21 protein-coding genes, 5 tRNA genes and 3 pseudogenes are annotated in these 25,571 nt (G+C 70.7%); 17 read left to right on the forward strand and 12 right to left on the reverse strand.

What is annotated here, in order from left to right:
• Window positions 1-68: 68 nt before the first annotated feature.
• Genes ADL08_RS38855 through ADL08_RS29425 form a run of 3 tightly spaced genes read left to right on the forward strand, consistent with a single transcriptional unit; the run spans window position 69 to window position 2,295 of the window.
• The gene (locus ADL08_RS38855) at window positions 69-500 is read left to right on the forward strand and encodes a hypothetical protein (protein ID WP_053648327.1); all 432 of its coding nucleotides are present in this window, start codon (window positions 69-71) and stop codon (window positions 498-500) included.
• 59 nt (window positions 501-559) lie between these two features.
• A complete protein-coding gene (locus tag ADL08_RS29420; protein WP_078968527.1) occupies window positions 560-1,456 on the forward strand; it encodes a DsbA family protein in 897 nt (298 codons plus the stop codon).
• Entirely contained in the window at window positions 1,453-2,295 is an 843-nt protein-coding gene (locus ADL08_RS29425; protein ID WP_053648329.1) for a cytochrome c biogenesis CcdA family protein, read from the forward strand. The genes ADL08_RS29420 and ADL08_RS29425 overlap by 4 nt, the downstream gene beginning before the upstream one ends.
• A gap of 141 nt (window positions 2,296-2,436) precedes the next feature.
• Here the strand turns inward: ADL08_RS29425 and ADL08_RS29430 are convergent.
• From ADL08_RS29430 to ADL08_RS29440, 3 genes are all read right to left on the reverse strand, one after another.
• A tRNA-Phe gene (locus ADL08_RS29430) sits at window positions 2,437-2,510 on the reverse strand.
• Between the two features lie 22 nt (window positions 2,511-2,532).
• Window positions 2,533-2,606: transfer RNA gene (locus ADL08_RS29435), tRNA-Asp, on the reverse strand.
• Between the two features lie 39 nt (window positions 2,607-2,645).
• Window positions 2,646-2,718, reverse strand: a tRNA-Glu gene (locus tag ADL08_RS29440).
• Window positions 2,719-2,823: 105 nt separating this feature from the next.
• Here ADL08_RS29440 and ADL08_RS29445 point away from each other — a divergent pair.
• From ADL08_RS29445 to ADL08_RS29485, 9 genes and pseudogenes are all read left to right on the forward strand, one after another.
• Complete coding sequence (locus tag ADL08_RS29445; protein ID WP_053648331.1) at window positions 2,824-3,174, forward strand: metallopeptidase family protein; 351 nt, start codon at window positions 2,824-2,826, stop codon at window positions 3,172-3,174.
• Window positions 3,175-3,372: 198 nt separating this feature from the next.
• Window positions 3,373-4,062, forward strand: a complete 690-nt coding sequence (locus tag ADL08_RS29450; RefSeq protein ID WP_078970591.1) for a hypothetical protein — start codon at window positions 3,373-3,375, stop codon at window positions 4,060-4,062.
• 199 nt (window positions 4,063-4,261) lie between these two features.
• A pseudogene (locus tag ADL08_RS29455) lies at window positions 4,262-6,401 on the forward strand (DEAD/DEAH box helicase).
• A 191-nt stretch (window positions 6,402-6,592) separates the two neighbouring features.
• Window positions 6,593-6,666 (forward strand) — tRNA-Lys (locus ADL08_RS29460).
• Window positions 6,667-6,878: 212 nt separating this feature from the next.
• Window positions 6,879-8,108: a helix-turn-helix domain-containing protein gene (locus ADL08_RS29465; RefSeq protein WP_053648336.1), complete on the forward strand. Its 1,230-nt coding sequence runs from the start codon at window positions 6,879-6,881 to the stop codon at window positions 8,106-8,108.
• A 199-nt stretch (window positions 8,109-8,307) separates the two neighbouring features.
• On the forward strand, window positions 8,308-8,631 hold the full coding sequence (locus tag ADL08_RS36055; RefSeq protein ID WP_053648338.1) for a hypothetical protein: 324 nt from the start codon (window positions 8,308-8,310) through the stop codon (window positions 8,629-8,631).
• Window positions 8,628-8,834 (forward strand): hypothetical protein, encoded by a 207-nt coding sequence (locus ADL08_RS29475; RefSeq protein ID WP_063885376.1) that lies wholly within the window; start codon window positions 8,628-8,630, stop codon window positions 8,832-8,834. Before ADL08_RS36055 ends, ADL08_RS29475 begins: the two co-directional genes overlap by 4 nt.
• A gap of 213 nt (window positions 8,835-9,047) precedes the next feature.
• A complete protein-coding gene (locus ADL08_RS29480) occupies window positions 9,048-10,280 on the forward strand; it encodes a hypothetical protein (RefSeq protein WP_053648341.1) in 1,233 nt (410 codons plus the stop codon).
• Window positions 10,281-10,386: 106 nt separating this feature from the next.
• Window positions 10,387-11,349, forward strand: a pseudogene (locus ADL08_RS29485) (UDP-glucose dehydrogenase family protein); the annotation flags it as partial.
• Here the strand turns inward: ADL08_RS29485 and ADL08_RS36060 are convergent.
• From ADL08_RS36060 to ADL08_RS29520, 8 genes and pseudogenes are all read right to left on the reverse strand, one after another.
• A pseudogene (locus ADL08_RS36060) lies at window positions 11,347-11,583 on the reverse strand (helix-turn-helix domain-containing protein); the annotation flags it as partial. The pseudogenes ADL08_RS29485 and ADL08_RS36060 sit on opposite strands and share 3 nt — an antisense overlap.
• A gap of 42 nt (window positions 11,584-11,625) precedes the next feature.
• On the reverse strand, window positions 11,626-12,060 hold the full coding sequence (locus tag ADL08_RS29490) for a hypothetical protein (RefSeq protein ID WP_053648343.1): 435 nt from the start codon (window positions 12,058-12,060) through the stop codon (window positions 11,626-11,628).
• Between the two features lie 83 nt (window positions 12,061-12,143).
• Window positions 12,144-12,578, reverse strand: coding sequence for a hypothetical protein (locus tag ADL08_RS29495; RefSeq protein WP_053648345.1), 435 nt, complete (start codon window positions 12,576-12,578; stop codon window positions 12,144-12,146).
• Window positions 12,575-17,095 carry a putative T7SS-secreted protein gene (locus ADL08_RS29500; protein WP_078968535.1) on the reverse strand — a complete coding sequence of 1,507 codons (4,521 nt, stop codon included), beginning with the start codon at window positions 17,093-17,095 and terminating at the stop codon, window positions 12,575-12,577. Before ADL08_RS29500 ends, ADL08_RS29495 begins: the two co-directional genes overlap by 4 nt.
• Complete coding sequence (locus ADL08_RS29505; RefSeq protein ID WP_053648347.1) at window positions 17,092-17,640, reverse strand: hypothetical protein; 549 nt, start codon at window positions 17,638-17,640, stop codon at window positions 17,092-17,094. The genes ADL08_RS29500 and ADL08_RS29505 overlap by 4 nt, the downstream gene beginning before the upstream one ends.
• Window positions 17,600-17,977, reverse strand: coding sequence for an SseB family protein (locus tag ADL08_RS29510; RefSeq protein ID WP_053648348.1), 378 nt, complete (start codon window positions 17,975-17,977; stop codon window positions 17,600-17,602). Before ADL08_RS29510 ends, ADL08_RS29505 begins: the two co-directional genes overlap by 41 nt.
• 395 nt (window positions 17,978-18,372) lie before the next feature.
• On the reverse strand, window positions 18,373-19,239 hold the full coding sequence (locus tag ADL08_RS37375; RefSeq protein ID WP_063885377.1) for a hypothetical protein: 867 nt from the start codon (window positions 19,237-19,239) through the stop codon (window positions 18,373-18,375).
• Window positions 19,240-19,796: 557 nt separating this feature from the next.
• A complete protein-coding gene (locus tag ADL08_RS29520; RefSeq protein WP_053648352.1) occupies window positions 19,797-20,384 on the reverse strand; it encodes a dihydrofolate reductase family protein in 588 nt (195 codons plus the stop codon).
• Between the two features lie 423 nt (window positions 20,385-20,807).
• Here ADL08_RS29520 and ADL08_RS29525 point away from each other — a divergent pair, with 423 nt between their 5' ends.
• Together ADL08_RS29525 and ADL08_RS29530 are read left to right on the forward strand one after the other, a co-directional pair.
• A complete protein-coding gene (locus ADL08_RS29525) occupies window positions 20,808-22,175 on the forward strand; it encodes a diacylglycerol/lipid kinase family protein (protein WP_053648375.1) in 1,368 nt (455 codons plus the stop codon).
• A complete protein-coding gene (locus ADL08_RS29530; protein ID WP_053648354.1) occupies window positions 22,172-22,762 on the forward strand; it encodes a phosphatase PAP2 family protein in 591 nt (196 codons plus the stop codon). The genes ADL08_RS29525 and ADL08_RS29530 overlap by 4 nt, the downstream gene beginning before the upstream one ends.
• 78 nt (window positions 22,763-22,840) lie before the next feature.
• Here the strand turns inward: ADL08_RS29530 and ADL08_RS29535 are convergent, their stop codons facing one another.
• On the reverse strand, window positions 22,841-23,803 hold the full coding sequence (locus ADL08_RS29535) for a sigma-70 family RNA polymerase sigma factor (protein WP_107092149.1): 963 nt from the start codon (window positions 23,801-23,803) through the stop codon (window positions 22,841-22,843).
• A gap of 202 nt (window positions 23,804-24,005) precedes the next feature.
• On the opposite strand from ADL08_RS29535, the gene ADL08_RS29540 reads away from it, so the two are divergent.
• The 3 genes from ADL08_RS29540 (at window position 24,006) to ADL08_RS29550 (ending at window position 25,477) form a co-directional block, all read left to right on the forward strand.
• Complete coding sequence (locus tag ADL08_RS29540; RefSeq protein WP_053648355.1) at window positions 24,006-24,497, forward strand: rhodanese-like domain-containing protein; 492 nt, start codon at window positions 24,006-24,008, stop codon at window positions 24,495-24,497.
• Between the two features lie 52 nt (window positions 24,498-24,549).
• Window positions 24,550-24,623, forward strand: a tRNA-Met gene (locus ADL08_RS29545).
• A 113-nt stretch (window positions 24,624-24,736) separates the two neighbouring features.
• Window positions 24,737-25,477 carry a MerR family transcriptional regulator gene (locus ADL08_RS29550; protein WP_053648357.1) on the forward strand — a complete coding sequence of 247 codons (741 nt, stop codon included), beginning with the start codon at window positions 24,737-24,739 and terminating at the stop codon, window positions 25,475-25,477.
• Window positions 25,478-25,571 lie beyond the last annotated feature (94 nt).

Consider the following 25,571-nt stretch of genomic DNA (forward strand, 5'->3'; position numbering starts at 1 on the left):
GCGCCCCGGGGCGTCCGCGCGGGGTGCGTACTATTTCGGGCACGTCGACCGGACCGGAGAGGTTTCGCATGTTCCGCACCACCCGCGCGCCGGCGGCGTTCGCCGCGCTCCTGGGGCTGGTGCTGGGGCTTCTGGTGTGGGGTGCTCCCGGTGCGCGGGCCGCGACCGTCGTCTCCGTGCCCGCCGTTTCCACGACCGCCGTTTCCGTGCCCGCCGTTTCCACGACCGCCACCGCTTCCGCCGCCTCCGTGGTCTCCCTCCCGGGGGCCGCCGTGCCCGGCTGCGATCCGGGGGGCCGCCCCGCCGGCGCGGGGGCCGACGGCCCCGTCGTACCGCCGCGCGCGCACGGCTTCGCGGAGCTGCTGCCCGCCCTCGCCGCCGACCGGGCGCCGGGCGGGGACCGGCCCGTGGACGCGGCCGGCCGGGTGCCGGCGCCGGGACGGGAGCCGCCCGACCTCGTACCGCCGTCGCCGGTGGAGCTGTCGGTCCTGAGGGTGTAGACGGCCGGCCCTCCTCCGCCGTCCTCTTCTCTCCCCTCGTCGTTCAGGAGCGCTTCCGCATGTCCACGTCCACCTCCGCGTCCTCCAGGTCCAAGCCGGTCGCGATCGTCGCCGGAGTGGCGGCCGCCGCCGTGCTGCTCGGCGTCGTCTCGTACACCGCCACCAAGCCCTCGCCCCCCGGCGCCTCCGGCGCGTCCGCCGCCGCGGAGGTCTCCGCCGACCCGTCCGCCGGCGTCTATCCCGAGCTGGAGGCGTACGCCCGCCGCGATGCCTCCGACGGACTCGCCCTGGGCCGGGCCGACGCGCCCGTGGTGCTCATCGAGTACGCGGACTTCAAGTGCGGCTACTGCGGGAAGTTCGCCCGGGACACCGAGCCGCTCCTGGTGGAGAAGTACGTGGAGAACGGGACCCTGCGCATCGAGTGGCGGAACTTCCCGATCTTCGGCGAGGAGTCCGAGGCCGTCGCCCGCGCCTCCTGGGCGGCCGGGCAGCAGGGCTGCTTCTGGGAGTTCCACCGGGCCGCCTACGCGGAGGGCGCCAAGGAGCAGGGCTACGGGAAGGACCGGCTCGCCGCCCTCGCGAAGGAGGCGGGCGTCCCCGACGCGGCCCGGTTCGCGAAGGACACCGAGGGGCAGGCGGCCCGCACGGCCGTCCGGAAGGACCAGGACCAGGGGTACGCGCTCGGCGCCACCTCCACCCCCTCCTTCCTCGTCAACGGCCGCCCGATCGCGGGCGCGCAGCCCCTGGAGACCTTCACGGAGGCGATCGAGGCGGCGGCGAGGACGGCGAAGAAGCCCGTGAAGCCGTCGGGGGCCGGGGCGGGTGCCGAGGGCGGGTCCGGTGCCGAGTCGGGGGCCGGGAACGGGTCCGGGGCCGGTGTCGAGTCCAAGGCCGGGAACGGGTCCGGGGCCGGTGTCGAGTCCAAGGCCGGGAACGGGTCCGGGGCCGGGCGGTGACCTCCGGCATCGGCTACTTCGCCGCCTTCCTCGGCGGACTGCTCGCCCTGCTCAGCCCGTGCAGCGCCCTGCTGCTCCCGGCCTTCTTCGCGTATTCCATCGACACGCGCGCGAAGCTGGTCGCCAGGACCGGCATCCTCTACGCGGGTCTGGCGACCACCCTCATCCCGCTCGGCGCGGCCGGCTCCTTCGCGGGCCGGTTCTTCTACGGCCACCGGGACCTGCTCGTCACGGTCGGCGGCTGGCTGATCGTCGGGCTCGGCGTCCTCCAGGTCCTCGGCCTGGGCTTCGCCTCCCGCCGGATCGCGGAGGCGAGCGGCCGCATCCGGCCCACCTCGGCGCTCTCCGTCTACGCCCTGGGCCTGGTCTACGGCCTGGCGGGCTTCTGCGCGGGCCCGATCCTCGGCAGCGTCCTGACGGTGGCGGCGCTGAGCGGCAGCCCGGCGTACGGGGGGCTGCTCCTCGCGGTGTACGCGCTCGGGATGGCGGTGCCGCTGTTCGTCCTGGCGCTGCTCTGGGAGCGGTACGACCTGGGCCGGCGACGCTGGCTGCGCGGGCGGCCCCTCCGGATCGGCCGGCTCACGCTCCACTCGACCTCGGTCCTCTCGGGCCTCTTCTTCGTCGCCCTGGGCGCGCTGTTCCTGGTCTTCGACGGGACGACCGCGCTGCCGGGACTGCTGTCGGTCGACGACTCGTTCGCCGTGGAGGAGCGGGTGGCCTCCCTCGGCCGGGCGGTGCCGGACTGGGCGCTGCTCGTCGCGGTCGTGGCCGTGGTGGCGGCGGCGTTCGCGGTGCGGGGCCGGCGGGGGAGCCGTACGGGGGAGCGCGAGGAGGCGTGACGGGCGCGGGGGAGGGGCGCGGGCCCTTCCCCGTACCGCCGTCGTCCTCCGGAGAGCTGTGCGCTGAGCTTCTGAGGACTCTTCGGAACCCCTTCAGAACACGACGAAGGCCCCGTTCTTTCGAACGGGGCCTTCTTTCTGTGGCTGGGGCCGGGGTCGAACCGGCGACCTATCGCTTTTCAGGCGATCGCTCGTACCAACTGAGCTACCCAGCCACGAGACCGTTTCCGGTCTCAGCGATCCTGACGGGACTTGAACCCGCGACCTCCACCTTGACAGGGTGGCGAGCTAACCAACTGCTCCACAGGACCTTGTGCGGTGCGAAACAAGTCTCGCACACGTTTGTAGCGTGCCCCCAACGGGATTCGAACCCGTGCTACCGCCTTGAAAGGGCGGCGTCCTGGGCCACTAGACGATGAGGGCTAGAGGCTCACCTGGGCGCTTCATCAGCGCGTCGGGGACGTGAGAAGCATATGGGATGCCGGCCGCTATCGCCAAAACGGTTTCCGCCCGGGGGAGAATGGGTGCGTGCTGGAGATGACGCGCGAGGAGTTCGAGGAGCTTGTCGCCGAAGCCCTGGACCGGATCCCGCCGGAGCTGACGCGGCTGATGGACAACGTCGCCGTGTTCGTGGAGGACGAGCCGCCCTCCGACGATCCCGAGCTGCTCGGGCTCTACGAGGGGACGCCGCTGACCGAGCGGGGCGAGTGGTACGCCGGGGTGCTCCCGGACCGGATCACGATCTACCGGGGGCCGACGCTGCGGATGTGCGAGTCGCGCGAGGACGTGGTCGCGGAGACCGAGATCACGGTGGTGCACGAGATCGCCCACCACTTCGGCATCGACGACGAACGGCTCCACGCGCTGGGCTACGGCTGACGGTTGGGGCCGGTGCCGGGAGCGCGGCCGGGGGCGTGGCCGACGGTTGCGGTCGGCGGGTGCGCTCCGGGTGCGCCGACCGGGTGAGAGGGCGGGCTCCGTTTCCCTTGCGCGGGGGCCCGTGTCCCTTGCGGGGCCGGGGGAGTTGGGCAGTGCGACGCGTTCCGTTCCTGCCTGTTGTGTCCTGGAGGTGCCCCCGTGCGCCATTTGCCCACCCCGGCGAGATGGGTCGCCGCCGCGCTGACCGTCGCGGCCTGTGCCGGACTGAGCGGCTGTATGAGTGTGAGCGACGACGGGGCGAAGCCGGGGCCCGGCGCCTCCGGGGGGAAGCGGGGCGTGGCGGCCGAGTCCGACGGCGGCAGGGGCCTCCCGGACGGGGGCGGCGGCTCCTGGAACGGCCTCCCGGACGGGGGCGGGCCCGAGGTGACCGGATCGGGCAAGGAGACCCCGGTGCCGAGCGGCTCGCCGTCCGGCAGCGCGCAGCCCACGGAGGGCGCGGTCCTGCCCGGCACCGGCCCTTCGGCCGGCACGGCGAAGCCGCAGCCGACCGGAGGCGGTCGCGAGGAGCCGAGCGGCGGTGCGGGCGGTGGCGGGAGCGGCGGCGGCGGGGGCGGGAGCGCGGGCGGCGGGACCGGTGGTGTCGGCGGCGGGACCGGCGGGCCGGGCGGCGGCGGGAGCACGCCCACTCCGGAGCCGACGCAGCCGCCCGTCGAGCCCACGCCGGAGCCGCCGGTCCCGACCCCGGAGCCGACGCCCGAGCCGACCTCCGACCCCACCGACCCGCCGGCGTCCGGTCCCGACGTCCAGATGGGTGCCGTGCGGGCCGCGGCGGAGGGGGAGGGCGCGACCCCGGAACCGGCGGCGTCTCCGCAGGTGGGACCGGTGTGACGGAGTCCGATTTGCCATAGGTGGGGGAGGGTGCGTATGGTGGTAGATCGTTTGATCCCATTGCCCGGCGCCGACACAGAAGAGCGCCGTGTGGCGCGTACTCTCCCTAGCCGTGGCTGGACCGCATCGAGGCGGTCGATTTGCGAAAACACGGAGTTGACGGGCGCGTGCCGAGACTCCGGAAGGTTTCGCATTTCGCATGTCCATTTTCAGTTCTGACCACGCCGTCATGCCCGAGAACGACGAGATCGTCGAGGCCACCGAGACCGTCGCGATCGAGGCCGAGGCCCAGGCCCTCATCGAGGCCGAGGCCGACGTCCTCGCCGAGGACGTGACCGAGGACGACGACTCCGCCGAGGAGCCCGCCGAGCCCACGATCACCTTCGCGGACCTCGGTCTGCCCGAGGGCGTCGTGCGCAAGCTCGCGCAGAACGGCGTGACCACCCCCTTCCCGATCCAGGCGGCGACCATCCCGGACGCCCTGGCCGGCAAGGACATCCTCGGCCGCGGCCGCACCGGCTCCGGCAAGACCCTCTCCTTCGGTCTGCCGCTCCTGGCCACCCTGGCGGGCGGCCACACCGACAAGAAGAAGCCCCGCGGCATCATCCTCACCCCGACCCGTGAGCTCGCGATGCAGGTCGCGGACGCCCTCCAGCCCTACGGCGACGTGCTCGGCCTCAAGATGAAGGTCGTCTGCGGCGGTACGTCCATGGGCAACCAGATCTACGCCCTGGAGCGCGGCGTCGACATCCTCGTCGCCACCCCGGGCCGTCTCCGCGACATCATCAACCGCGGCGCCTGCTCCCTCGAGGCCGTCCAGATCGCCGTCCTCGACGAGGCCGACCAGATGGCCGACCTGGGCTTCCTGCCCGAGGTCACCGAGCTGCTCGACCAGGTCCCGACCGGCGGCCAGCGCCTCCTCTTCTCCGCCACCCTGGAGAACGAGATCGACAGCCTGGTCAAGCGCTACCTGGTGGACCCCGTCACGCACGAGGTCGACCCGTCCGCCGGTGCCGTCACCACCATGACCCACCACGTCCTCGTCGTGAAGCCGAAGGACAAGGCCCCGGTCACCGCCGCGATCGCCGCCCGCAAGGGCCGCACGATCATCTTCGTCCGCACCCAGCTGGGCGCCGACCGCATCGCCGAGCAGCTGCAGGACACCGGCGTCAAGGCCGACGCCCTGCACGGCGGCATGACGCAGGGCGCCCGTACGCGGGTCCTCGACGACTTCAAGAAGGGCTACGTCAACGCGCTCGTCGCGACCGACGTCGCCGCCCGAGGCATCCACGTCGACGGCATCGACCTGGTCCTGAACGTGGACCCGGCCGGTGACCACAAGGACTACCTGCACCGCTCGGGCCGCACCGCCCGTGCCGGCCGCTCCGGCGTCGTGGTCTCCCTGGCCCTGCCGCACCAGCGCCGCCAGATCTTCCGTCTGATGGAGGACGCGGGCGTCGACGCCTCGCGCCACATCGTCGGCGGGGCCGGCGCCTTCGACCCGGAGGTCGCCGAGATCACCGGCGCCCGTTCGCTGACCGAGGTCCAGGCCGACTCCGCGAACAACTCCGCCAAGCAGGCCGAGCGTGAGGTCGTCGACCTCACCAAGCAGCTGGAGCGCCTCCAGCGCCGGGCCGTCGAGCTCCGCGAGGAGGCCGACCGCCTGGTGGCCCGCGCCGCCCGCGAGCGCGGCGAGGACCCGGAGGCGGCCGTGGCCGAGGTGACCGAGGCCGCCGAGGCCGAGGTCGCGGCGGCGGCCGTGGAGGCCGAGCGCGCCGCGCGTGCCGAGGAGCGCCGCGAGGAGCGTCCGTCCTTCCGCGACGAGCGGGGCAACTTCGAGCGCCGCGACCGTGGCGGCGACCGGGGCGACCGTGGTGGTTTCCGCGGTGGCGACCGCGGTGGCGACCGTGGCGGCCGTCCCTTCGAGCGTCGTGACAACGACCGTCCGTCCGGCGGGTTCCGTCGTGACGACCGTCCGTCGGGTGGTTTCAACCGCGACGACCGCGGTGGCCGTTCTTTCGAGCGTCGTGACAACGACCGTCCGTCCGGCGGGTTCCGTCGTGACGACCGTCCGTCGGGTGGTTTCAACCGCGACGACCGTGGCGGCCGACGACCGCGGCGGCCGTCCCTTCGAGCGTCGTGACGACCGCCCCTCCGGCGGCCACCGGGGCAGCGACCGTCCGTTCAACCGCGACCGCCGCGACGACCGTCCGGCCGGCGGCTTCCGCTCCGGCGGCGACCGCCCGTACGGCCGCCGTGACGACCACCGCGGCTCCGGCCCGGCCGGCGGCTCCTTCGGCCGCCGCGACGACAAGCCGCGCTGGAAGCGCAACGGCTGATCTCGCCTAGCACCCTGAACCAGGGCCCGTACGAGCACTTCGGTGCCGTACGGGCCCTGTTTCATACGCCCGGACCCGAGCCCGCCGCCGACGGCCCGGCCCCTTCGTCCGGCCCGCAGCGCGCCCGGTGTCGGATACCCGATCGGCTCCGGGGATCTCTCGGGCTATGCTGCACGGGTGTGCTTGTCCACGGGCCGTTAGCTCAATTGGTCAGAGCAGCGGACTTTTAATCCGTTGGTTGTGGGTTCGAGTCCCACACGGCCTACCGAAAGGCGGGCCAGGGGAAACCCCTTGGCCTGTGGCGGAGCGCCCCGACTGGTTTCCACCAGTCGGGGCGCTCCGTCGTTTCAACGGGACCATCAGCTCTGCAACGTCCTCACGCGCACGCAGCGTCCTCGGTACCGTGCTGGTGACGAACTCTGCACGGACAGACCGGCGCACCCCGCACGGACGTCCGACGGTTGGGGAGGTGTCCTGATGCTGGAGGAAGCCGAGGAGATCGGCCGGCGCGTTCGCAGGGCGAGGCTGCGGCTCGGGATGCCGCAGGCCGACCTGGCGACGGCCCTGGGGAAGTCGCAGGGCTGGGTGTCGAAGATGGAGCGGGGCCTGATCGAGCTGGACCGGGTCGGGCTGCTCAACCAGGTGGCCGCCGAGCTGCACGTCCATCCGAACGACCTGATCGGGCGCCCGTACAGCAGTTCCCCGGATGACAACCAGTGGCAGGTCGCCGCCTCCTCGGTCCTGCGCGAGCTGCGTCGCTACGACCTTGCCCCCGTCTTCGACGGCGCGCCCCGGCCTGCGCCGCAGTTGTGGCGGGAGGTGACGCGGCTGCACCGGCTGCGGGACACCGCCTCGAACGTGGCGATCCTCCGGATCCTGCCCGACCTGTTCCGCGAGGCCCGGGCCCTGGCGGAGGTCTCGGAGGGGCACGGGCGGGAGGAGGCGTACGCGATCTACGCGGTGTGCTGCAAGTTCGCCCACACCGCCGCCCACTCCCTCGGCCACCCCGAGCTGGTGGCGATGGCCTGTGAGCGGGCCGCGTGGTCGGCGCGGCTTTCCGGGGACCCGGTGCTGCCGGCGGTGGCGGACTGGATGCGGGTCTGGGACATGTGGGCGACGGCCGACTGGGCGGACGCGCTGACACTCTCGGACAAGGCGATCGGGTCGGTGCAGCAGGCGTACGAGCAGGGCGACCCCCTGGCCGTACGGGCGTGGGGGACCCTCCAGCTCCGGGCGGCGGTCTCGGCTGCCCGTGCCGGCCGCGCCTCGGAGGCGGAGGAGCGGATCGGGTACGCGAAGGACGCCGCCGAGCGGATGGACGCGTACGTCGGGGCGCCGGTGTACGACCGGCACTCGCTGACGTTCTCCGCCGGGAACGTGCAGATCCACGCGATCAGCGTCGCCCTGGAGATGGGCGAGCAGGGCAAGGCGCTTGAGATCAACCGTCGCACCAGCCCCGAGCTGGTCGGGACGCTGCCCCACTCCCGCCAGGGTCACCACCACATGGACATCGCGCGTGCGTGGCTATGGGACGGCAACCGGGACAAGGCCCTCGGCGAGCTGGAGAGGGCCGAGCGGATCGCGCCCCAGCTCGTACGGAACCACCCCATCGCCCGTTCGACGCTGCGCGGCATCGTCTACGCCGAGCGGACCGCCACGCGCGAGAAGCTTCGGCGCATGTCCGACCGTTTCCACCTGGACGGATAGGGGCGCACGGGAGGCGGACAGGGGTCGTATTCCTCCGGCTCATATTCAGGGGCTCTCCCGTCCCTACCTTCGGGACATGACCGGACGACTTCTTCCCCACCTCCCCTCACAAGGAGCCGAGTTAGGGACAGCGGCTCCCTTCCTCCCTCAGCTCGGAGACCTCGCCGCCGACACCGCCCGGGACGGCCGTGTCGGCGTCGTGGTCGCGTTGCCGGGCGAGGGTTCCGCCACGACCTACCACCTGCGTCCGCCCGGCGGCGGGCCCGCCTGGACCGCGCCGGCGGACGGCACGACGCTGCGCCCGGTACCGGCGCGGGCCACCCACGCGACGCTGCTGCCCGGCCGCGACGCGATCTACGACCCGCGCGCCCGCCAGGGCTCGGTACCCGTCGAGTTCCACTTCGAGGACGGCTCGACCTGCGAGGCGGCCCTCGTCCTCACCTCGGTGGAGCTGGAGCGGCTGTACGCGCAGACCAGCCGCCTCCTCGACGCGCACGAGAACGCGCTGGGCGGCACCTCGTGAGCGGGACCCGACGCCGCCAGGTGTGGTCTGCCACTTCCGTACGGAGTGACCGGTTCGCGCTCGCGTTCCTGGCCCTCGCCGGTCTGGTGGGGCCGGCCTGGGCCCTTCGCGACCAGGCCGTCCAGCTCGTCGGTGACATGCGACACCGGCCCGCCGTCGCGGCTCCGGACGTGAGCCTGCCCCACCTCGCCCCCGGCCGCTGAGACGCGCCTTCGGCCACTGAGACCGCTCCGGCGCCCGGGCCACCTCCCCGTACCCGGCCGCCGGAGCCTTCCCCGCCGCCCTCCCGTCCGGGCGGCGCGCAGGAAACCGCCCCGCTCCCGTGCGGCCCCGTGGCTTCGGCTGCCGGGAGCGGGGCGGCTCGTACCTCTCGCACGGTCCTGGAACATCCACGCGTGATTCCCCAGGGAGGGTTCGTGGACATCCCGTACATCGTCGTCGACCAGCTCGACCCCGATCAGCAGCAGATCTGGAAGACGTACTTCGGCGACGCCGACCGCCCCCGCTACGTCGAGGAGGGCATCTGGCGCCGCACCCAGGAGAAGGCCACCGCCGGCCAGTCCGGCTGGTCGGACTCCGGGGACGCCTGGCGGCGGATCATCCACTACCGGTACCGGTACGGCCTGGTGCCGACGACCGCCGCCCCGGCGATCGGCCTGACCGACCTCTACCTCTACCACTCCGCGTCCGCACCGGCCGGGGAGATCACCGCCCACCACGACGCCCTGCGGTCCTCGCTCGCCGTAGGCGGCTGGAAGACGGCGTCGGGCGGAGCCTTCTGGACGCGGCGGGACCTGAGGTGCCGGATCACCGAGCACGACGTCCACCCGCAGGACGCCGCCGCTGGACGCGCGCTCCCGGGCGGCTACCGGACGCTCGACGTACGGATCACCTCCGCCGCGTACGCGCCCCCGCCCTCGGTCCGGCAGCTCCCGTGGCACGTGCTGTCCACCGGGATCAGGGCAAAGGACCGCCCGGGGACGGCCACGCGGATACCGAACCTGTCCGTGCTCGCGGACCTGCGGCCGTTCCAGGTGGAGATCGGCTGCGGCACGTCGGTCGAGGCCGGCATCCCGCCCCTGCACCGGCTCCACGAGATCTACCGGGTCACCGACCGGCAGGGCCACGAGCCGCGCGAGCACCGCTTCACCCTCTCCCCGACCGCGGACACCCTGCTGCACGAGGTGCTGACCGAGCCGGAGGAGAAGGCGGCGGAGTTCGTGGAGATGTTCCGCGCCTGCTTCCTGGCCGAGCCGACCCCGGCCCTGTGGGCGCTGAGGGAACTGAAGGACACCGGTCACCTCGTCGGGCCGGTCATCACCCACAACTTCGACGTCCTGGCCGCCCGTGCCGGGCTCGACGAGTGCTTCATGCGCCGCTACGACCAGGCCGTGCCCGACGTCGAGTGGGTCGAGGGTGCCAAGGCCCTCCTGGTGGTCGGCCTGCACGCCGATCGGCGCAGGGTCCAGGCCCGTGACCGCGAGCGCGGCATGACGGTCGTCTACCTGGACCCGGAGGGGTTCTGGCACGACGGCGCGTTCCTGCCGTACCCGCTGGAAGGGCCGCAGGACGGTGATCTGGTGTGCCGGGCGACCGCCGCCGAGGCGCTGCCCGCGCTCGTCAACCTCCTGAAGCAGCAGTCCGATTGATTCACCTGCACGAAGAGGGTCGCGCCGGGTGCGGGCGCTAGCGTGACGCACCCGGCCGGCCCGGACTCCCCGGGCGGGCGAGAACAGGGAAAGGAGCGTTGGCCCCATGCGCGTATCCGTCATCGGCTGCGGCCACCTGGGCATCCCGCACGCTGCTGCCATGGCCGAGATCGGCCACGAGGTCATCGGCGTGGACCTGGACCAGGCGAGGATCGACCGTCTCAACGCCGGCGAGAGCCCCATCTACGAGGAGGGGCTGCCCGAACTGCTCGCCGCCCACACCGCCTCCGGGCGGCTGCGCTTCACCACCAGCCTGGCCGAGGCCGCCGAGGCCGCCGAGTTCGCCGACGTCCACTTCCTCGCCGTGGGCACCCCGATCGACGCCGACGGACGGAGCTACGACACCGGCCAGGTCTTCGGCGCCGCCCGCGCCCTCGCCCCGCACCTGACCCGCCCGACCGTCATCATCGGCAAGTCCACGGTCACCGTCGGCACCACCCGCGACCTCGCCGCCCTCCTCGCCCGCCTCTCCCCGGCCGGCGAGGAGGTGGAGGTCGTCTGGAACCCCGAGTTCCTGCGCGAGGGCCACGCCATCGACGACACCCTGCGGCCCGACCGGATCGTCGTCGGCGTCCCCTCGCCCCGCGCTGAGGACGCCGTACGCGAGGTCTATGCGCCGCTCCTGGCCAACGGCATCCCGCCGTTCGTCACCGACCCCGCCACCGCCGAACTCATCAAGGGCGCCGCCAACGCCTACCTCGGCATGAAGATCTCCTTCATCAACGGCGTCGCCGACATGTGCGCCGCCGCCGGAGCCGACGTCCAGCAGCTCACCGAGGCCATCGGCCTCGACCCGCGCATCGGCCGCGGCGGCCTGAACGCCGGACCCGGTTACGGCGGCGGCTGCCTCCCCAAGGACGTCCGTGCCTTCACCGCCTCCGCCCGCACCCTCGGCGCCACCGAGGCGGCGACCCTCCTGCGAGCCGCCGAAGAGGTCAACGAGTCCCGCCCCACCGCCGCCCTGAAGCTCATCGAGCAAACTCTCGGCCGATCCGTCGACGGCGTCCGCGGACTTCGAGACGCCGAACAGCGGGCCAAGTTGCCGCAGCGTCAAGTGGGTGCGCCAGTACGCGGTGACCAGCAGCACCCGGTCTTCCAGCGGCAGGCTCCACGGTCGGCCTCTACGAACCTTGTCAGCTCCCTCGTGCCGCAGCTGTGCCACGAGCGTGCTGAAACAGCGGGGGGTCAACCCGGTGAACGGGGTTATCCAGGACGGCTGCGACGCCGTGATCACACCAGCCATGGCGGGAGCCTCACATGCTTCAGGCCGTGGTTGGTCTGTTGATCACTTGCTGGACATGCGGAGATCTCCGGACCAGGTCTCACATCGGACATGGCCGGAGTCGAAGGTGATCTCCAATGCGATCCGCCCGCTGTCCGGGACACACTCTTCGCTGATCGCCAGTACCGTCTCGCTAAGGTGGTCTGCGAACGGGGTCTCGCCGCTGATCGGCGTCACCTCGACGCGGCCTGACTCCGCCATGTCATACCCCTCGAAGGGGTCCGACGTCTCCACGATCAGGCACCAGTCCGAACCGGCCGTGATGCGCGTGGCGACCGCCTCGCTGTCGATCAGCCACACATCCAACGGGCCAGACGGGGCCTCTGAGCCGTACAGGTGCCACGACGCGACTACTTGCTCAAGATGGCGCCCAACCAGGTAATCCGGACCTACACCGCCCCCGTGCAACGGGCACTCGCTCACTATCTTCGACTCCACCCGCCGACAGTACCGTCAGGCAAACCCCCAGCTCACGCCCTTATACGGGACAGCCCTTAGGTCAGTGACCCGGGCCTTCTTCGTCAGCGTTCCAGGGGAACAGGGTTTCGCGGATTTTCGATATCAACCAAAACTTCGAATCCTGCGGTCGAACGGAAAGTAGCGACGTTACCAATCAGCTGAACGCGGTCAAACGGATTGGATTCAGCGAAGAACATCGCCCAGATCAATGCACGGTCAGGAGTCAGGCGCGCGATGAATCCCTCCGAGCCGTACGACCCCTCGCCGCCCCACAATAGTCCTCTCTCTCCCAGGTCCACAGAGGTCAGCCCGTCGACCGAGGACACCCAGGAAGGATCGTCTTCCAGTATTTCGTCTACCGAAAACAAGGAGAGTACGGAGAATCCGCCCGGCGCGGCTGGGTCGAGGGCGACCTCGTAGGAGCGTCCGTCGGCGTAGTGAAGTGCGTCCTTGATGGGAAGCTCATACTCTCCCCACAAGAGTTCGATGGTGGTCATCTTTTATTCTTGCACTTTCCGTTGCGCACGTGCTGCGGCCTTTCTTGAAGTCCGGTCGGAGGGACCGGCTCGCCCAGTTCATTTCTGTTTCGACCGGAATTCATGCGCCTTCTGAACTGCTCTGCCCAGGTCCGTCCGGTCGTCGAATCAGGGTGGACGGCGTTCGGGTCCACGCGCTCGATGATGACCGGCCGTCCCACTTCGCGTGCCGCATCGAGCCTTCGGTTGTCATACGAGACCAGTTGACCGTCCACCTCCATGACCTTCAGCGCCGTACCGGGACGCCGCCAGTCCCACTCTCCGGAGCGCATCTTCCCCACGTAGTCGTTCGGGGACACCGTGCGTTGGGAGAAGTTGATGTCTTCCGGATTGGCCCACTCCGGTTCGCCGGCAAGCCCCAGGGTGTCGGCCCAGCTGTGCGGGTTACGAACGTACGCCATCGCGTTGGGCGCCGGAACCAACCCGAGCGGGTCCGGTGTGGTGTAGCGAGCGGTTTCCGGATCGTAGTGTCGGAAGTAGTTGTAGTGGAGACCGGTTTCCTCGTCCGCGTACTGGCCCGGGAAGCGCAGCGGGCAGTCCACCTCTCCTTCCGCAGCAGGAAGGGGAGTACCCCAGAGCGTGGTGCGGGACTGCCGGGCGAGAGTGCCGTCGGAAGCGAACAGTTCGACGGGCGTACCGACCAAGTCCGTCACGATTGCGAGGAAGCGTGCGTCGAACTCAGTCTGTGGGGTGGTGTCGGTGAGGCCGGAGAGTGAGTCGCGGGCCTCGGTCGCCGGACCTCTGGACTGGGATACCGGTCGGTGGGTGCCGGGTGCGTAGTCCCATGTCGTCACCGTGTCGTCCACGTCGACCTGCTCAGCCAAGCAGGTGCCGTCCCACGTAAAAGAGAGAACAGTCCCATTCGGAGCCGTCTTGGAGATGCGGCGGCCCAGCGGGTCGTAGGCGTAGGTCCATTCGCCGCCGTCGGGGGTGGTGGCTCTGGTGAGACGGTTCTCCGCGCTCCACGTGTACGTCCAGGTCCGGCACTGACCGTTGAGAAGTCGGCGGGTCTTGCGGACGAGCCGGCCGGCGGCGTCGTGCTCGTAGATGGTGCGGCCCGCCCGGCGGATGAGCGCACCCTCGTAGCTCCGATCGCCCGCGGTGGGATGGTGCGGAGCATCTGCGTGGGTCTGGTTGCCTGTCCGGTCGTACGTGTACTTCTCGCTCCAACCGTGGGCCTGGACGCCCGTCACCCGCCCCATGGGGTCCAGGGTGAAACGCCGTGTCCCGGTGGTCAGTTCACGGATCTCGGTGAGATAGCCGTCGGGACGGTACGCGTAGGTGCGCTGTTGGACGATCCGGGCCACTTCGGTCTCGGCGCGGGTTGCAAGGGTTTGGTTGATGAGGCGGTCACCGGTGTCCCATGCCTGCGTAAGGGCGGTGTCGCCGCCGATGCGCCGTTCGGTCTCGCGGCCCGCTGCGTCGTAGGCGAAGGCAAGGGTCGCGTCGCCTCGCTTCAGTCCGATGGGTCGGCCCGCAGGGTCGAACGTCCATTCCGACCGCGCGCCGGAGGGGGTGGTGCGCCGGATACGGCGGCCCATGGCGTCGTACCTGTAGGCGCTGGCCCCGCCGTTGACTGTCTCTGAGACGACGCGCCCGACCGCGTCGTGTTCCCGACTCACTACCGCGTCCGCGTTGGCCGCGTGAAGCAGGGCGCCGCTCGCGTCGTAGGCATAAGTCGTGACGTCACCGGTGGTCTCGTCGTGCTGGGCGATCATGCGCCCGACTGCGTCGAGAGTGAAGCGCAGCGTTTGACCGAGGGCGTTCGTCTGGGCCGTGAGCCGGCCGACCGGGTCACGTTCGTATGTGCGCGTAGCGCCGTCGAAGTCGGTCTCCGCCACCAGGCGGCCTGCCGCATCGTAGGTGTAGTGCCACTGTCTGCCCTGGGGGTTGGCGACCTTCGTCAGGCGCAGCTCGGTGTCGTAGGCGAAGACGTAGTGCGCGCCGTCGGGGTCGGTCCTCGTGGCGGGCAGGTCGTAGTAGGTGTACGTGTAGGTGGTGGTGTGGCCAGCCTCGTCCGTGTGGAGGACGAGATTCCCCTCAGTGTCCCACTGCCACTCCTCGCGGCCTCCGTCAGGCCCCTCGCGCCAGGCCGGCATGCCCTCGATCGTCCAGCCGTGGCGTGTGACCCGGCCCAGCGCGTCGGTTACGGCGGTGACCTGGCCGTGGGGGCCTCGGCGCATCCTGACCGTCCGGCCCAGCGGGTCCGTCGTCTCCACCGGGAGGCCCGCCGCGTCCGGGACGATGCGGGTGGTGTGTCCCAGAGGGTCCGTGACGGAGGTGAGGTGGCCCAAGCTGTTGTAGCCGTAGTGCGTGACGGCACCGTTGGGGTCGATGGTGGAGGTATGGGAGCCACGGTCGTCATAGGTGTGGCGCCACACCGCACCGCCCGGCTTGTGCGTCTCCAATGGCAGGCCGCGGTCGTCGTAGACGGTTTCGGTCACCGTACCGTCGGGCCGCTCGACCGCGATCAGCCGACCGTGATCGTCGTAGCGATAGCGCGTGGTACGGCCCAGGGGGTCGGTGATTGCGACAGGATGCCGGTTGCTCTCGTCCCACTCCGTGCGGGTGGTGTTCCCCAGCGGATCCGTGTACGCGATGATCTTGTACGCCTCGTTGCAGACGTACACGCTCGTGTGGCCCTGCGAGTCGGTATAGCGGGAGGTGCGGGCGGCCGTGTCGTAGTGCATCCGGCCCGACAGGATGCCGTCTGGGCCGATGCCGCGCAGAACGCGGCCTCGGTTGTCGTAGACGTAGCCGTACGACGTGCCGTTGCGGTCCGTCCACGACGTCACGCGGTGCTCTGTGTCGTACCGATAACGCAGCGGCCTGCCGGTCGAGTTGAAGACCTCGGCCAGGTTTCCGACGGCATCGTAGGCATAGGAGACGAGCGTGGTGCTGTGCTCACGCTGCGCTCCGTGCAGAAGACGCAGCGCGGTGATCCGTAACAGTCGGGGGTCTGTGTCGACGGCGATGCGATAGCCGCCGGAGTGTGCGATCTCCCTCGGCACGCCCTGGGCGTCGTAGGAGATGTCGATACGGTCGCCGGCGCTGGTTCGGTCGGTGATCGCCGTCAGGGCTAGCTCACGGCCGCTCGCAGGAAGTGGGGTGAAGTGGAGTGTGCGGTTGCGGTCCGGGATGACGACGCGGATGGTGCTCTCGGGGTTGCCGTCCCAGTGCAGCGGCCATCGAGGACCGGAGGTGGGGAGCGTCGCCTCACCTGGCGTCGGTACCGGATATGTCAGCAGCATGCCGTCATCCGTGATGAAGACCACGCCCGCACCATCGATCTCCAGGCGCTGGTCGAGCGTTCCCGCCCAGGTGGGGCCGAACCACCCTCCGCACGGGTGCCCTGACACGTAGTGTCGCTCCAGGACCACCGGCAGGGCGGCAGGCAGGGTGACGTCGACAGCGGACATCACCATCTCACCGGTCGCGACGTCGATCGGGTCACCGGCCTCGGGGCGCTCCCCGTTGGGAGTGGTGTTCCTCTCCGGATCGCTGTCCGTCCGCGCGCGAGCACTGCCGTCCCGGCGTAGACCGTCCACCCGTCCACGCAGACGCTGCGCTGCGTTCCTGGCCACGGTGGCACCGTGCCTCACTGTACCGCTGCCGCCGCTGGCAAGAGCGAGGAGGAGCTCGGGGGTCAGCTGGCCGGCCGCTCGGGCCGGATTGCGCTGCCACTCGTCCCAGTTGACGACGGCTTTGGCGAACTCCTTCGGGTGCTGGGCAGCGTAGGTGGCCCCGTCCGCCATGCCTGCCAGGTGCAGACCGACGCCGTCAGGACCGTCGTTGACGAGGTCGTCGATACCGTCGTACCAGCCACGCAGGGTGTCGCCCGTGCCACCGAAGAAATCTCCTAGACCCTTTTCTATCTTGTCCCATCCCTTGCGGGGCGGTGGCTTATCAGGGGCTTTCTCCGCGGCCGTGTCGAGCTGCCGCTTGGCCGCGTCGATAACGGTCTGCAGCTCACTCTCTAGCTTGTCCAAGCGGTCGTAGCAGTCCTGCAGGGCGGCAAGGCCCGGGTCGTTGTCCGGAGGTCGTTCCGGCAACGGATCGTCTTTGCGATCCAAGGCGGCGTTATAGTCCGTGACGTGCTTCCAGTAGTTCTTGGAGACTGCCCGTGCCTCGTCCGCGTCGTCGATGATTGGCCTGACGCGCGTGTGGACCGAGCGCAGTTTGTAGGCGTAGGAATCCAGAGCCTTGCCGGAGCTCTCGAAGTACTTCTGCGCGGCCTCCAGTTCCTGAGGGAGCTTACTGGTCGCGTCTTTGAAGGCCTCAGCGCCGGCCCCTGTCCAGTTCATCAGGGACAGGTCGACCAGCTTGTCCATTCCGTCCTTGAACGCACTCGCGTAGGCGAGAAGCTTGAGGGCGAGCTCATCGACGTCCTCCGCATTTCCGTAGATGACGTCGCTGGGCTTGGCATGAGGAGGTATGCGCTCGGCCCCGCCGCCCTCCATCGCGTCGCGGCTCGTCATATGACCGGTCCCTTCCCGTTCGATCCGCCGTCGACCTCCCAGCCTCCGTCGACCCGCAGGCGGGGGCGCTGGGGCACATCCTGATAACTTCCGGAGTCACCCTCGTCCAGCCACGGCTCCTGATAAATCTCGGGCGGCGGATCGAACTTCGGCCTGGACCCCTCCTGCCACGCCTTCATTCCTTCTTCGCCGAAGGGCAACTTGGCGATGTTGGCCGCCGTCGGCGAGAAGTCCTTGATACGCAACAAGTCGGCCAACACGTAGGCGGCGAGGGCCTGCCGGAGCCCTTCGACGACCGTGTCCGTGTGCTCAGCCACCCGCCCCATACCGAATCCCCATGCAGAGAGCATCTTCCGGGTCGGAGAGGAGATGTCGAAGTCAGCCGAGTTCGCGATCTGATCGGACAGCGCGTTCCACTCGCGTTTGATTTGGTGCGCGGCTTCGACGGACTCCTCCAGAGGGGCCAGCACCTTGCGCACCGAGGCTATCTCGATCTTGTAGCCCTCACCGGGGCTCAGTCCCGGATGTCCCACGTCCTCTGCCATCCTGCTCCCCCTGCTCGTCTGTGATCTCAAGCGCCTTCGCATCCAGCACGTACGTCCGTGGTCCCAGCGGATCCACCAAAGCGCGCACACCCTCGGGGAGCAGCTCGACCAGATCCGCGACGGTCGTGGACGCCCACTCGCAGGGCCCGGCGAACAACCCGAGTGCTGCACAAGAGGTGAAGACCGGCACGACCGGTCCTTCCTCCGTCTCACAGACGAGGAAGCCGGGCTCTTCGGGGCGTTGGAAGTACAGGCGCGAAGAGCGCACCGCCTTCAGGAGCTCGGCACGAGACATCGACGTGAGTGTTTCGTCACGCAGCAGGTCACGCAGCGACATGCCTCCCCCTCAGTTTGCCGGCGCTATCGCTCAAGCGAATCTATCGCATAGGCGTCCCAACAGCCCTTTCATTGTTCGTGGTTGGCGCGTTTTGCGAGGGCGTCGGCGAAGTGCGGATGGGTTGCGAAGACCGTACGAGGAAGCAGGGCCGCCTCTGGGCGGCGCCCAGAGGGACGCGACCCCTTCATGCCGGAACCCCGTTCGGCGAGCGAAGCTCTCGTCGCCTGGGACCGATGCGCACGACGTACGTTCGCGCAGGCCCACCATCTGTGCCTCGCAAGCGGCGGAAACCGGTTACCAGGTGCTCTAACGGGACCACCCGTAGCCCTTCCAGAGAGCCGTCTATTCAGGTCAGGCACCCTGTTGGCTGGGCTGAGCGGCGGTGACTCCCAAGCTCATAGCTCTTCGTCGTGCAGATACAACTCGGCATCGTCGAGACGGATGAGCCAACTGTGTGTTGACATCCGGTCCACCATGACGCCTTCGATGCCAGCGATGGGGTGAGTGAGAGCTGCGATGAGGTCGTCAGGAAAGGGGTAGACCCGCCATTCGAGGTCCCATCGCCCCTCGTGTCCCCATAGGCGGCTCGTAGGTGCCCAGCGGGCTCGTTCGGTGGTGCGGTCGAGCGGATTGATGCACCAGCCGCCCAGGTCGAAGGAGCCGTTCGGATCCCGCAGGGACATGCGCACCCAGATACCGGCCAGGAGCCGTTTCATGGAGGGGCTGATCTCGGGTACGGCGGCGAGCTTGTTGTAATCGTCAGCAGTGAGCGGTTCCTCCACGCCAAGACGCCGACGCAGATTCGGTAGACATCGAGCGGGGCCCCGACCTGCGGAAAGGGTGTTTCGCTCCGAGACGTACATCTGAGCACCGCTGGGCAGGTGCCGCAGGCTCCACAGGTAGTAGCCCAGGCGCTCCTCGACCCGCATCCCAGGGATGTGCGGGTCGGTCGAGCTGCCGACCAAGCGGAGGGCGATGTTGTCGCAGGCATTGACGATCAGTACGAGATGATCAAATCGGGGGGAGATGACTGGGTCGTACGCGCCGATCTGCCCGACTCGCCAGCGCAGTCGAGGCGCTGTCAGCGTTCCATGGTTGAAGCAGGCAAGAGCCAGCAGAGCGCGTAGTTCGGTCTGTTCTGGGGTGCAGTGGTCCAGGCCCAGCCCGCCGGATCGGTCAATCCCCGGGAGAGCAGTGGCAGGAACCTCTCCCGTGAATCCGGCACGGATGATTGAGGCAGCCTTGGCCGTGGTGTGTGGCATGGCGCGATGTCCTTCGTCGCTGCCGGGCCAGCGGGGGATCGCGTCCGTGTTTGCACATCGGGAGGCACACTAGAGAAGTCGCGGAGTGGGCGCGCCGCACCCTGGACGAGCCGGGAAACCCGGACGACCCGCTACGTCCTCCGGGCCTCCGCGGACCGGTTGCAGTTGACGGTACCAGCGTGACGGCTGGAACAGCCGGACTTCAGGCGCTGGATTCATCCAATGGGGCGCCTCGCGGGATCGGCGTCGGCGGTGGGCCGCAGCACCGTCCGTGCGTGAGCGATGCGTGAGCGTATGTTCCGGCACAGCCCGGTTCCGGCCGGATCACTCAGTACCGCTTACCCTGTCCGACCAGGCATCCCTGGACAGGGCGGCACCACCCGGCATCACCCGGTCGGGCCCAGCCAGGACTTTTAATCCGTTGGTTGTGGGTTCGAGTCCCACACGGCCTACCGAAAGGCGGGAGAGGTTCCCTCCGCCCGCAGAGAAGCGCCCCGACCGGTTCCGACCGGGCGGGGCGCTTCTCGCATGTCCGCTTCTCCGTGGCGTCAGTCGGCTTAGGGACGGCGGTAGACGCAGACGTTCACGCCGTGCGGGCTGGTGGTGGTGGAGACCGGTACGAGGGTGCGCAGGGCGCCGTCCGCGGGGAAGATCGACTTTCCGCCGCCGAGGAGCACCGGCATGACGATCAGGCGGAGTTCGTCGACCAGGTCCTCGGCCAGGAGGATGCGGACGAGGGTGGGGCTGCCCAGGACGAGGAGGTCGCCGCCGGGGGCCTCGCGGAGTTCGCGGAGGCGGTCCACGGCCTTGTCGCCGTGAACGAGCCGGGTGTTGTGCCAGCTGAGGTCGGCCTCGTGGAGGGTGTCCGAGACGACGTACTTCGGGAGCGCGTTCATCCGGTCGGCGAAGGGGTCGCCGGCCCGCTCCGGCCAGGCGTTCGCCATCGTCCGCCAGGTGCGGCGGCCGAAGAGCAGGGCGTCCGCCCGCTCCGTGGCCTCGGCGAACGCGCCGCCCACCACCTCCGGGTCGAAGAAGGGGTGCGACCAGCCGCCGTGGGCGAAGCCGCCGTCGGTGTCCTCCTCCGGGCCGCCCGGCGCCTGGACGACGCCGTCGAGGCTGATGAACTCGCTGATGACGATGCGCATGGGTGCGGTCCTCTTCCTGGGGGTCTCCGGGGTTCCCGCGGCCGGTTCCCGGTTCCTGCTTCTCGGTGCTGCTTCCCGCTCCTGGAGCTCCGGGAGTTCCGGGGCTCCGCGTGTCCGGGGCTCCGGGTCTCCGGGTGTTCCGGGTTTTCTGGGGGGCGTGGGGTCCCCGGCCCCTCCGGGTACCCCCGTGTCCTCCCTGATTCGCCGGGCTTTCCGGGTGCCTTCCCCGCCGTGGGGTAGGAAAGCCGCGGGGCACGTGAGGGAAGACGGCCCGGCGGGCGGGAAATCATCGCTCCCGGAAGGTCTTTCCGCCGCGGCTTCCCCGTGGATCCCGTGCGGAGCCCTTCCGCCGAACGGCTTCGTCCGGGACGCGGGGCACAGGGGCGTGGGGAAAGGTGGAGACGGAACGTGGAGGTGGGGACGGTGACGGCGAGCGGAGCCGGTGGTCCGGCGAAGACGGCCCGACGACTGGCGCGCTGTGCGCTGCTCGCGGCGGTGGCCGCGGTCGTGGTGCTGCTGATAGCGCTGGGCGGCGGCGGGGTCCTGATCCTCGTGAGCGGACTCGTGGGCCTCGCCCTGTCGGCCGTGGGCATCTGGTGGTTCCTCGCCCACCGGGGGCCGCTGCGCGCGCTCGGCGCGCTGCTCGCGGTGGCCGCGCCCCTCACGGTCCTCACCCTGTACGTCGTCGGGGGCGTCTGGCCGAACGCCCTCGTGGCCCTCGCCCTCTGGGGCGTGGCCCTGCTCTGCGCCCGGTCCGCCCTGCGCCGCCCGGAGGAGGACGCGGCCGGGACGATGCGGGGCGAGCGCGCGGCCCGGCCCGAGAGACCTGTTCTGATCATGAACCCGAAGTCCGGCGGCGGAAAGGTCGGTCAGTTCGGGCTCGTCGAGAAGGCCGAGGAGCTGGGCGCCCGGGTGATCCTCCTCGACCCGTCCGCCGACAACGACGTCACCGGACTCGCCGAGCGGGCCGTGGCCGAGGGCGCCGACCTGCTCGGCGTGGCCGGCGGCGACGGCACGCAGGCGCTGGTCGCCGCCGTGGCCGCCGATCACGACGTGCCGTTCCTCGTCATCTCGGCCGGCACCCGCAACCACTTCGCCATGGACCTCGGCCTCGACCGCACCGACCCGTCGACCTGTCTGAACGCCCTGACCGACGGCGAGGAGCTCCGGGTCGACCTCGGCACCGTCTCCGGCCGCGCCTTCGTCAACACCGTCTCCTTCGGGGTGTACGCGGACGTGGTCCACCACCCCGAATACCGTGACGCGAAGGCCGGCACCGCCCTCGACGCCCTCCCCGACCTGCTCCAGGGCGGCGACGGCGACCGTGTCGACGCGATCGTCGACGGGACCCTGGTCGACGCCCAGCAGGCGCTCCTGGTCAGCAACAACCCCTACGCCACCCCCGATCCGCTCAGCGCCGACCCCGCCCGAAGACCCCGTCTCGACGGCGGCGAACTCGGTGTGATCGGCGTCCGGGTGGAGGGGGCGCTCCAGGCCGCCGAGCTGGCGGTACGGGGGACCCAGGCGGCCGCCCTGAACGTCCTGACGGCCCGTAGGGTCGAGGTCACCTGCGACAGCGGTGACGGCCCCCTCTCCGTCGCCGTCGACGGCGAGGCCCTGACCCTGCCCGCCCCGGTCGTCTGCATCCTCCGCCCGCGCGCCCTGCGGGTGCTCGTGCCCCGCGACCGGCCGGGCACCACGCCCCCGCGACCGCCCCTCGACTGGCGGCGCATCACCGAACTCGCCTTCCACACCCACCCCCATCACCGACCTCCGAGGAGCGGCGCATGACCCACGACACGCCCACCATGACCGCCCGGGCGGTGCTGCACGATCTCCGCGCCATCGACGGTGCCGTGTACGCCGCCGTGGCCGCCACGCCCACGCCCACCCTGGACACGGCCCTCCGCCGGCTCTCCAGAACGGCCGACCACTCCAAGATCTCCTTCTCCGTCGCGGCCGTGCTCGCCCTCTTCCCGGGCCGTCCCCGCCGGGCCGCGCTCGCCGGGGTCGGGGCGATCGCGGTGGCCTCGGCCTCGGCGAACCTGCTGGGCAAGCGGCTCGTCCGCAGACCGCGGCCGGACCGGGAGGCGGCCCGCGTGGTGGCGGGGCGGCACGTCCCCATGCCGGACTCGGCCTCGTTCCCCTCGGGACACACCGCGTCGGCCGTCGCCTTCGCCACCGCCGTGGGGGTGGTGCTGCCCGCCGCGGCCGCGCCCCTCGGGATCCTGGCGTCGACGGTGGGGTACTCCCGCGTCCACACCGGTGTGCACTATCCGGGCGACGTCGCCGCGGGCGCCGTCCTCGGTGTGGTCAGTGCCGCCGTCTCCCTGGCGGCCGGTGCCTCCCTGACCCGCCACCGCCTGCGGCGAAAATAGCGGCGAGCGGGAGAGCGGGAGAGCGGGAGGTGCGGAGCCGGGAGAGGGGGGAGGTTCGGAGTCGGGGGAGCGGGAGGTTCAGAGTTCGGCCCGCGCCAGTTCCTCCTGCGTGAGGTCGAGCGTGGCGAGGCGCTCCGGGTCCGCCAGGATGTGGAGCTCGACGATCCGGTCCCCGGCGATCGTGAACACCATGAGCGCGGCCGGGCGTCCGTCGACGACCGACAGGACGGCGGGCTCGCCGTTGGCCACGACCCGCAGCACCGCCTTCCGGAACCTGGAGTAGGCGAGGGCCTGCGAGACGACGGCCCTCGCTCCCCGCACCACCTGGGAGGTGGCGGCCATGAGCCGGCCGCCGTCCGCGCGCAGCACCACGTCCGGGTCGAGGACCGCGAGCAGGCCCTCGAAGTCGCCGCCGTTCGCGGCGGTGAGGAACGCGTCCGCGATCTCCCGCCGGCGCCGCGGGTCCGGGGCGGGGCCCGGGGAGGCGTCCCGCACCCGGCGGCGGGCGCGGCTGGCGAGCTGGCGAGTCGCGGCCGGGCTGCGGTCCACGACCTCCGCGATCTCGTCGAAGGGGACGGCGAACATGTCGTGCAGGACGAACGCGAGCCGTTCGGCCGGTGACAGGGTCTCCAGGACGACGAGGAGCGCGAGGCCGACGGACTCGGAGAGTTCGGCCGCGTGTTCCGGGTCGGTGGCGTCGGTGGCGTCGGCGGTGCCGACGGGGCCGGCGGCCGCGCCGACCCGGACCACCGGGTCGGGGACGTAGTACTCCAGCGGGGACTCGCGGCGCGAGCCGCGCGAGCGCAGCATGTCCAGGCAGACGCGGCCGACGACCGTGGTCAGCCAGGCGCTGAGGTTCTCCACCGCGCCGACGTCGGCGCGGCCGAGCTTGAGCCAGGTCTCCTGGACGGCGTCCTCGGCCTCGCTCAGCGAGCCCAGCATCCGGTACGCCACCGCCCGCAGACGGCCCCGGTCGGCGTCGAAGCGCCGGGCCAGGAGTTCCTCGTCGCCGTACACGCGTGCGTCCCCCTCCGCGTTCACTGTTTGGTCTCCCCCTTCGCATCCCGTCACGTCTCCGTGACGGATTCGGTCCCACGCAGGTGATGAGGAGGAGCGCGTCGGCGTCCCGGAACGTGAGATCCCCGCCACCCCGCCGCGAGCGCCCGGGATTCCCCGGGCGAAGCCCCCGACCGCCGTGGTTCCCCACTTCAACGCGGTGTCCTCCGGGCCTAATTTGATCACCATGACGACGACACCGCAGGTCAATCCCGTACTTCGCACCCCGCCGGCCTCTCCCGCCGCCGCTGCCGTGTACTTCTCCGCGAGCCTCGCCTTCCACGCCGACGTCTCCGACGTGGCCTCGGTCCTCGCCGCGGCGGCGGCCGGGGGCGCCGACCCCGGCTTCGTCCTGGTCGACACGCGGTCCACCGCCTCCTGGGACCAGGGGCACGTCCCCGGCGCCGTCCACCTGCCGACCGCGCTCGTTCCCGAGCAGGCCGAGGAGCTGCTCGACCGGTCCGTGCCGGTCGTCACGTACTGCTGGGGCCCGGGCTGCAACGGCGCCACCCGTGCCGCGCTCGCCCTCGCCGAGCGGGGCTTCCTGGTGAAGGAGATGCTCGGCGGCTTCGAGTACTGGGTGCGGGAGGGCTTCGCGTACGAGACGTGGGAAGGCCCCGCGGAGAAGGCCGCGGACCCCCTGACGGCCCCGGTCGACGGCGACGACTGCGGCTGCTGACGGAACCGATTTCAGGATTGCCCCGGTCATGCCGTAGAGTCATGTTTACCGACGCGGGGTGGAGCAGCTCGGTAGCTCGCTGGGCTCATAACCCAGAGGTCGCAGGTTCAAATCCTGTCCCCGCTACTCAGTAGCAACGAAGGCCCGGATCCTCTTGGATCCGGGCCTTCGTCGTTTCCGCCCGGATGCGCGCGGTTCCGGTTGACCTTGACGCGACGTCAAGATCTAGCGTTCTCGGCATGGAGTGGTCGATCCAGGAGATCGCCAAGAAGGCCGGCACCACCAGCCGCACCCTCCGGCACTACGGGGAGCGCGGACTGCTGGAGCCGAGCCGGATCGGCGCGAACGGTTACCGGTACTACGACCAGGCGGCGCTCGTGCGGCTGCAGCGGATCCTGCTGCTGCGCGAGCTGGGACTCTCGCTGTCCGCCATCGCCGAGGTCCTCACGGGCCAGCGGGACACGCCCGCCGCCCTGCGCACCCATCTCGCCCTTCTGGAGCAGGAGCGCGAGCGCATCGAACGCCGGATCGCGTCGGTGCGGACCACCCTCCACAAGACCGAGAACGGAGAGGAACTCATGGCAGACGAAATGTTCGACGGCTTCGACCACACGCGGTACGAGGAGGAGGTCACCCACCGCTGGGGCCGCGAGGCGTACGAGCAGGGCGACCGGTGGTGGCGCTCGCTGGACGACGGACAGAAGCGGGCGTTCATGGAGGAGCAGGCCGGCATCGCCCGTGACTTCGGGAAGGCGGCGCGGGACGGCCTGGCCGCGGACAGCGACGAGGTGCAGGCCCTCGCGCGGCGCCAGGTCGCGTGGCTGTCGACCACCACGGAGCCGACCAGGGAGTACGTGATCGGCCTCGGCCGGATGTACGTCGACGACCCTCGCTTCACCAGGAACTACGACAAGTACGGCGAGGGCACCGCGGTCCTCGTCCGGGACGCGATGGCGATCTACGCCGAGCGGAACATGTAGCGCCCAGCGCCCAGCGCCCAGCTCCCGGCACCCGGCTCCCGGCTCCCGGCCCCCCGGGTTCCTGGTCGGCCCCCCGTTGGACTCCCGGCCCTCC

Source organism: Streptomyces sp. NRRL F-6492 (assembly GCF_001280125.1).
Lineage (GTDB): Bacteria > Actinomycetota > Actinomycetes > Streptomycetales > Streptomycetaceae > Streptomyces.

Excerpts from the sequence above, each read along its gene's own strand:
- ADL08_RS29530 (WP_053648354.1), top strand. The coding sequence starts at position 22,172 with ATGACCCACGACACGCCCACCATGACCGCCCGGGCGGTGCTGCACGAT.
- ADL08_RS29520 (WP_053648352.1), bottom strand. The coding sequence starts at position 20,384 with ATGCGCATCGTCATCAGCGAGTTCATCAGCCTCGACGGCGTCGTCCAG.
- ADL08_RS29500 (WP_078968535.1), bottom strand. The coding sequence starts at position 17,095 with ATGACGAGCCGCGACGCGATGGAGGGCGGCGGGGCCGAGCGCATACCT.
- ADL08_RS29550 (WP_053648357.1), top strand. The coding sequence starts at position 24,737 with ATGGAGTGGTCGATCCAGGAGATCGCCAAGAAGGCCGGCACCACCAGC.
- ADL08_RS29510 (WP_053648348.1), bottom strand. The coding sequence starts at position 17,977 with ATGTCGCTGCGTGACCTGCTGCGTGACGAAACACTCACGTCGATGTCT.
- ADL08_RS29420 (WP_078968527.1), top strand. The coding sequence starts at position 560 with ATGTCCACGTCCACCTCCGCGTCCTCCAGGTCCAAGCCGGTCGCGATC.
- ADL08_RS38855 (WP_053648327.1), top strand. The coding sequence starts at position 69 with ATGTTCCGCACCACCCGCGCGCCGGCGGCGTTCGCCGCGCTCCTGGGG.
- ADL08_RS37375 (WP_063885377.1), bottom strand. The coding sequence starts at position 19,239 with ATGCCACACACCACGGCCAAGGCTGCCTCAATCATCCGTGCCGGATTC.
- ADL08_RS29465 (WP_053648336.1), top strand. The coding sequence starts at position 6,879 with ATGCTGGAGGAAGCCGAGGAGATCGGCCGGCGCGTTCGCAGGGCGAGG.
- ADL08_RS29540 (WP_053648355.1), top strand. The coding sequence starts at position 24,006 with ATGACGACGACACCGCAGGTCAATCCCGTACTTCGCACCCCGCCGGCC.
- ADL08_RS29505 (WP_053648347.1), bottom strand. The coding sequence starts at position 17,640 with ATGGCAGAGGACGTGGGACATCCGGGACTGAGCCCCGGTGAGGGCTAC.
- ADL08_RS29495 (WP_053648345.1), bottom strand. The coding sequence starts at position 12,578 with ATGACCACCATCGAACTCTTGTGGGGAGAGTATGAGCTTCCCATCAAG.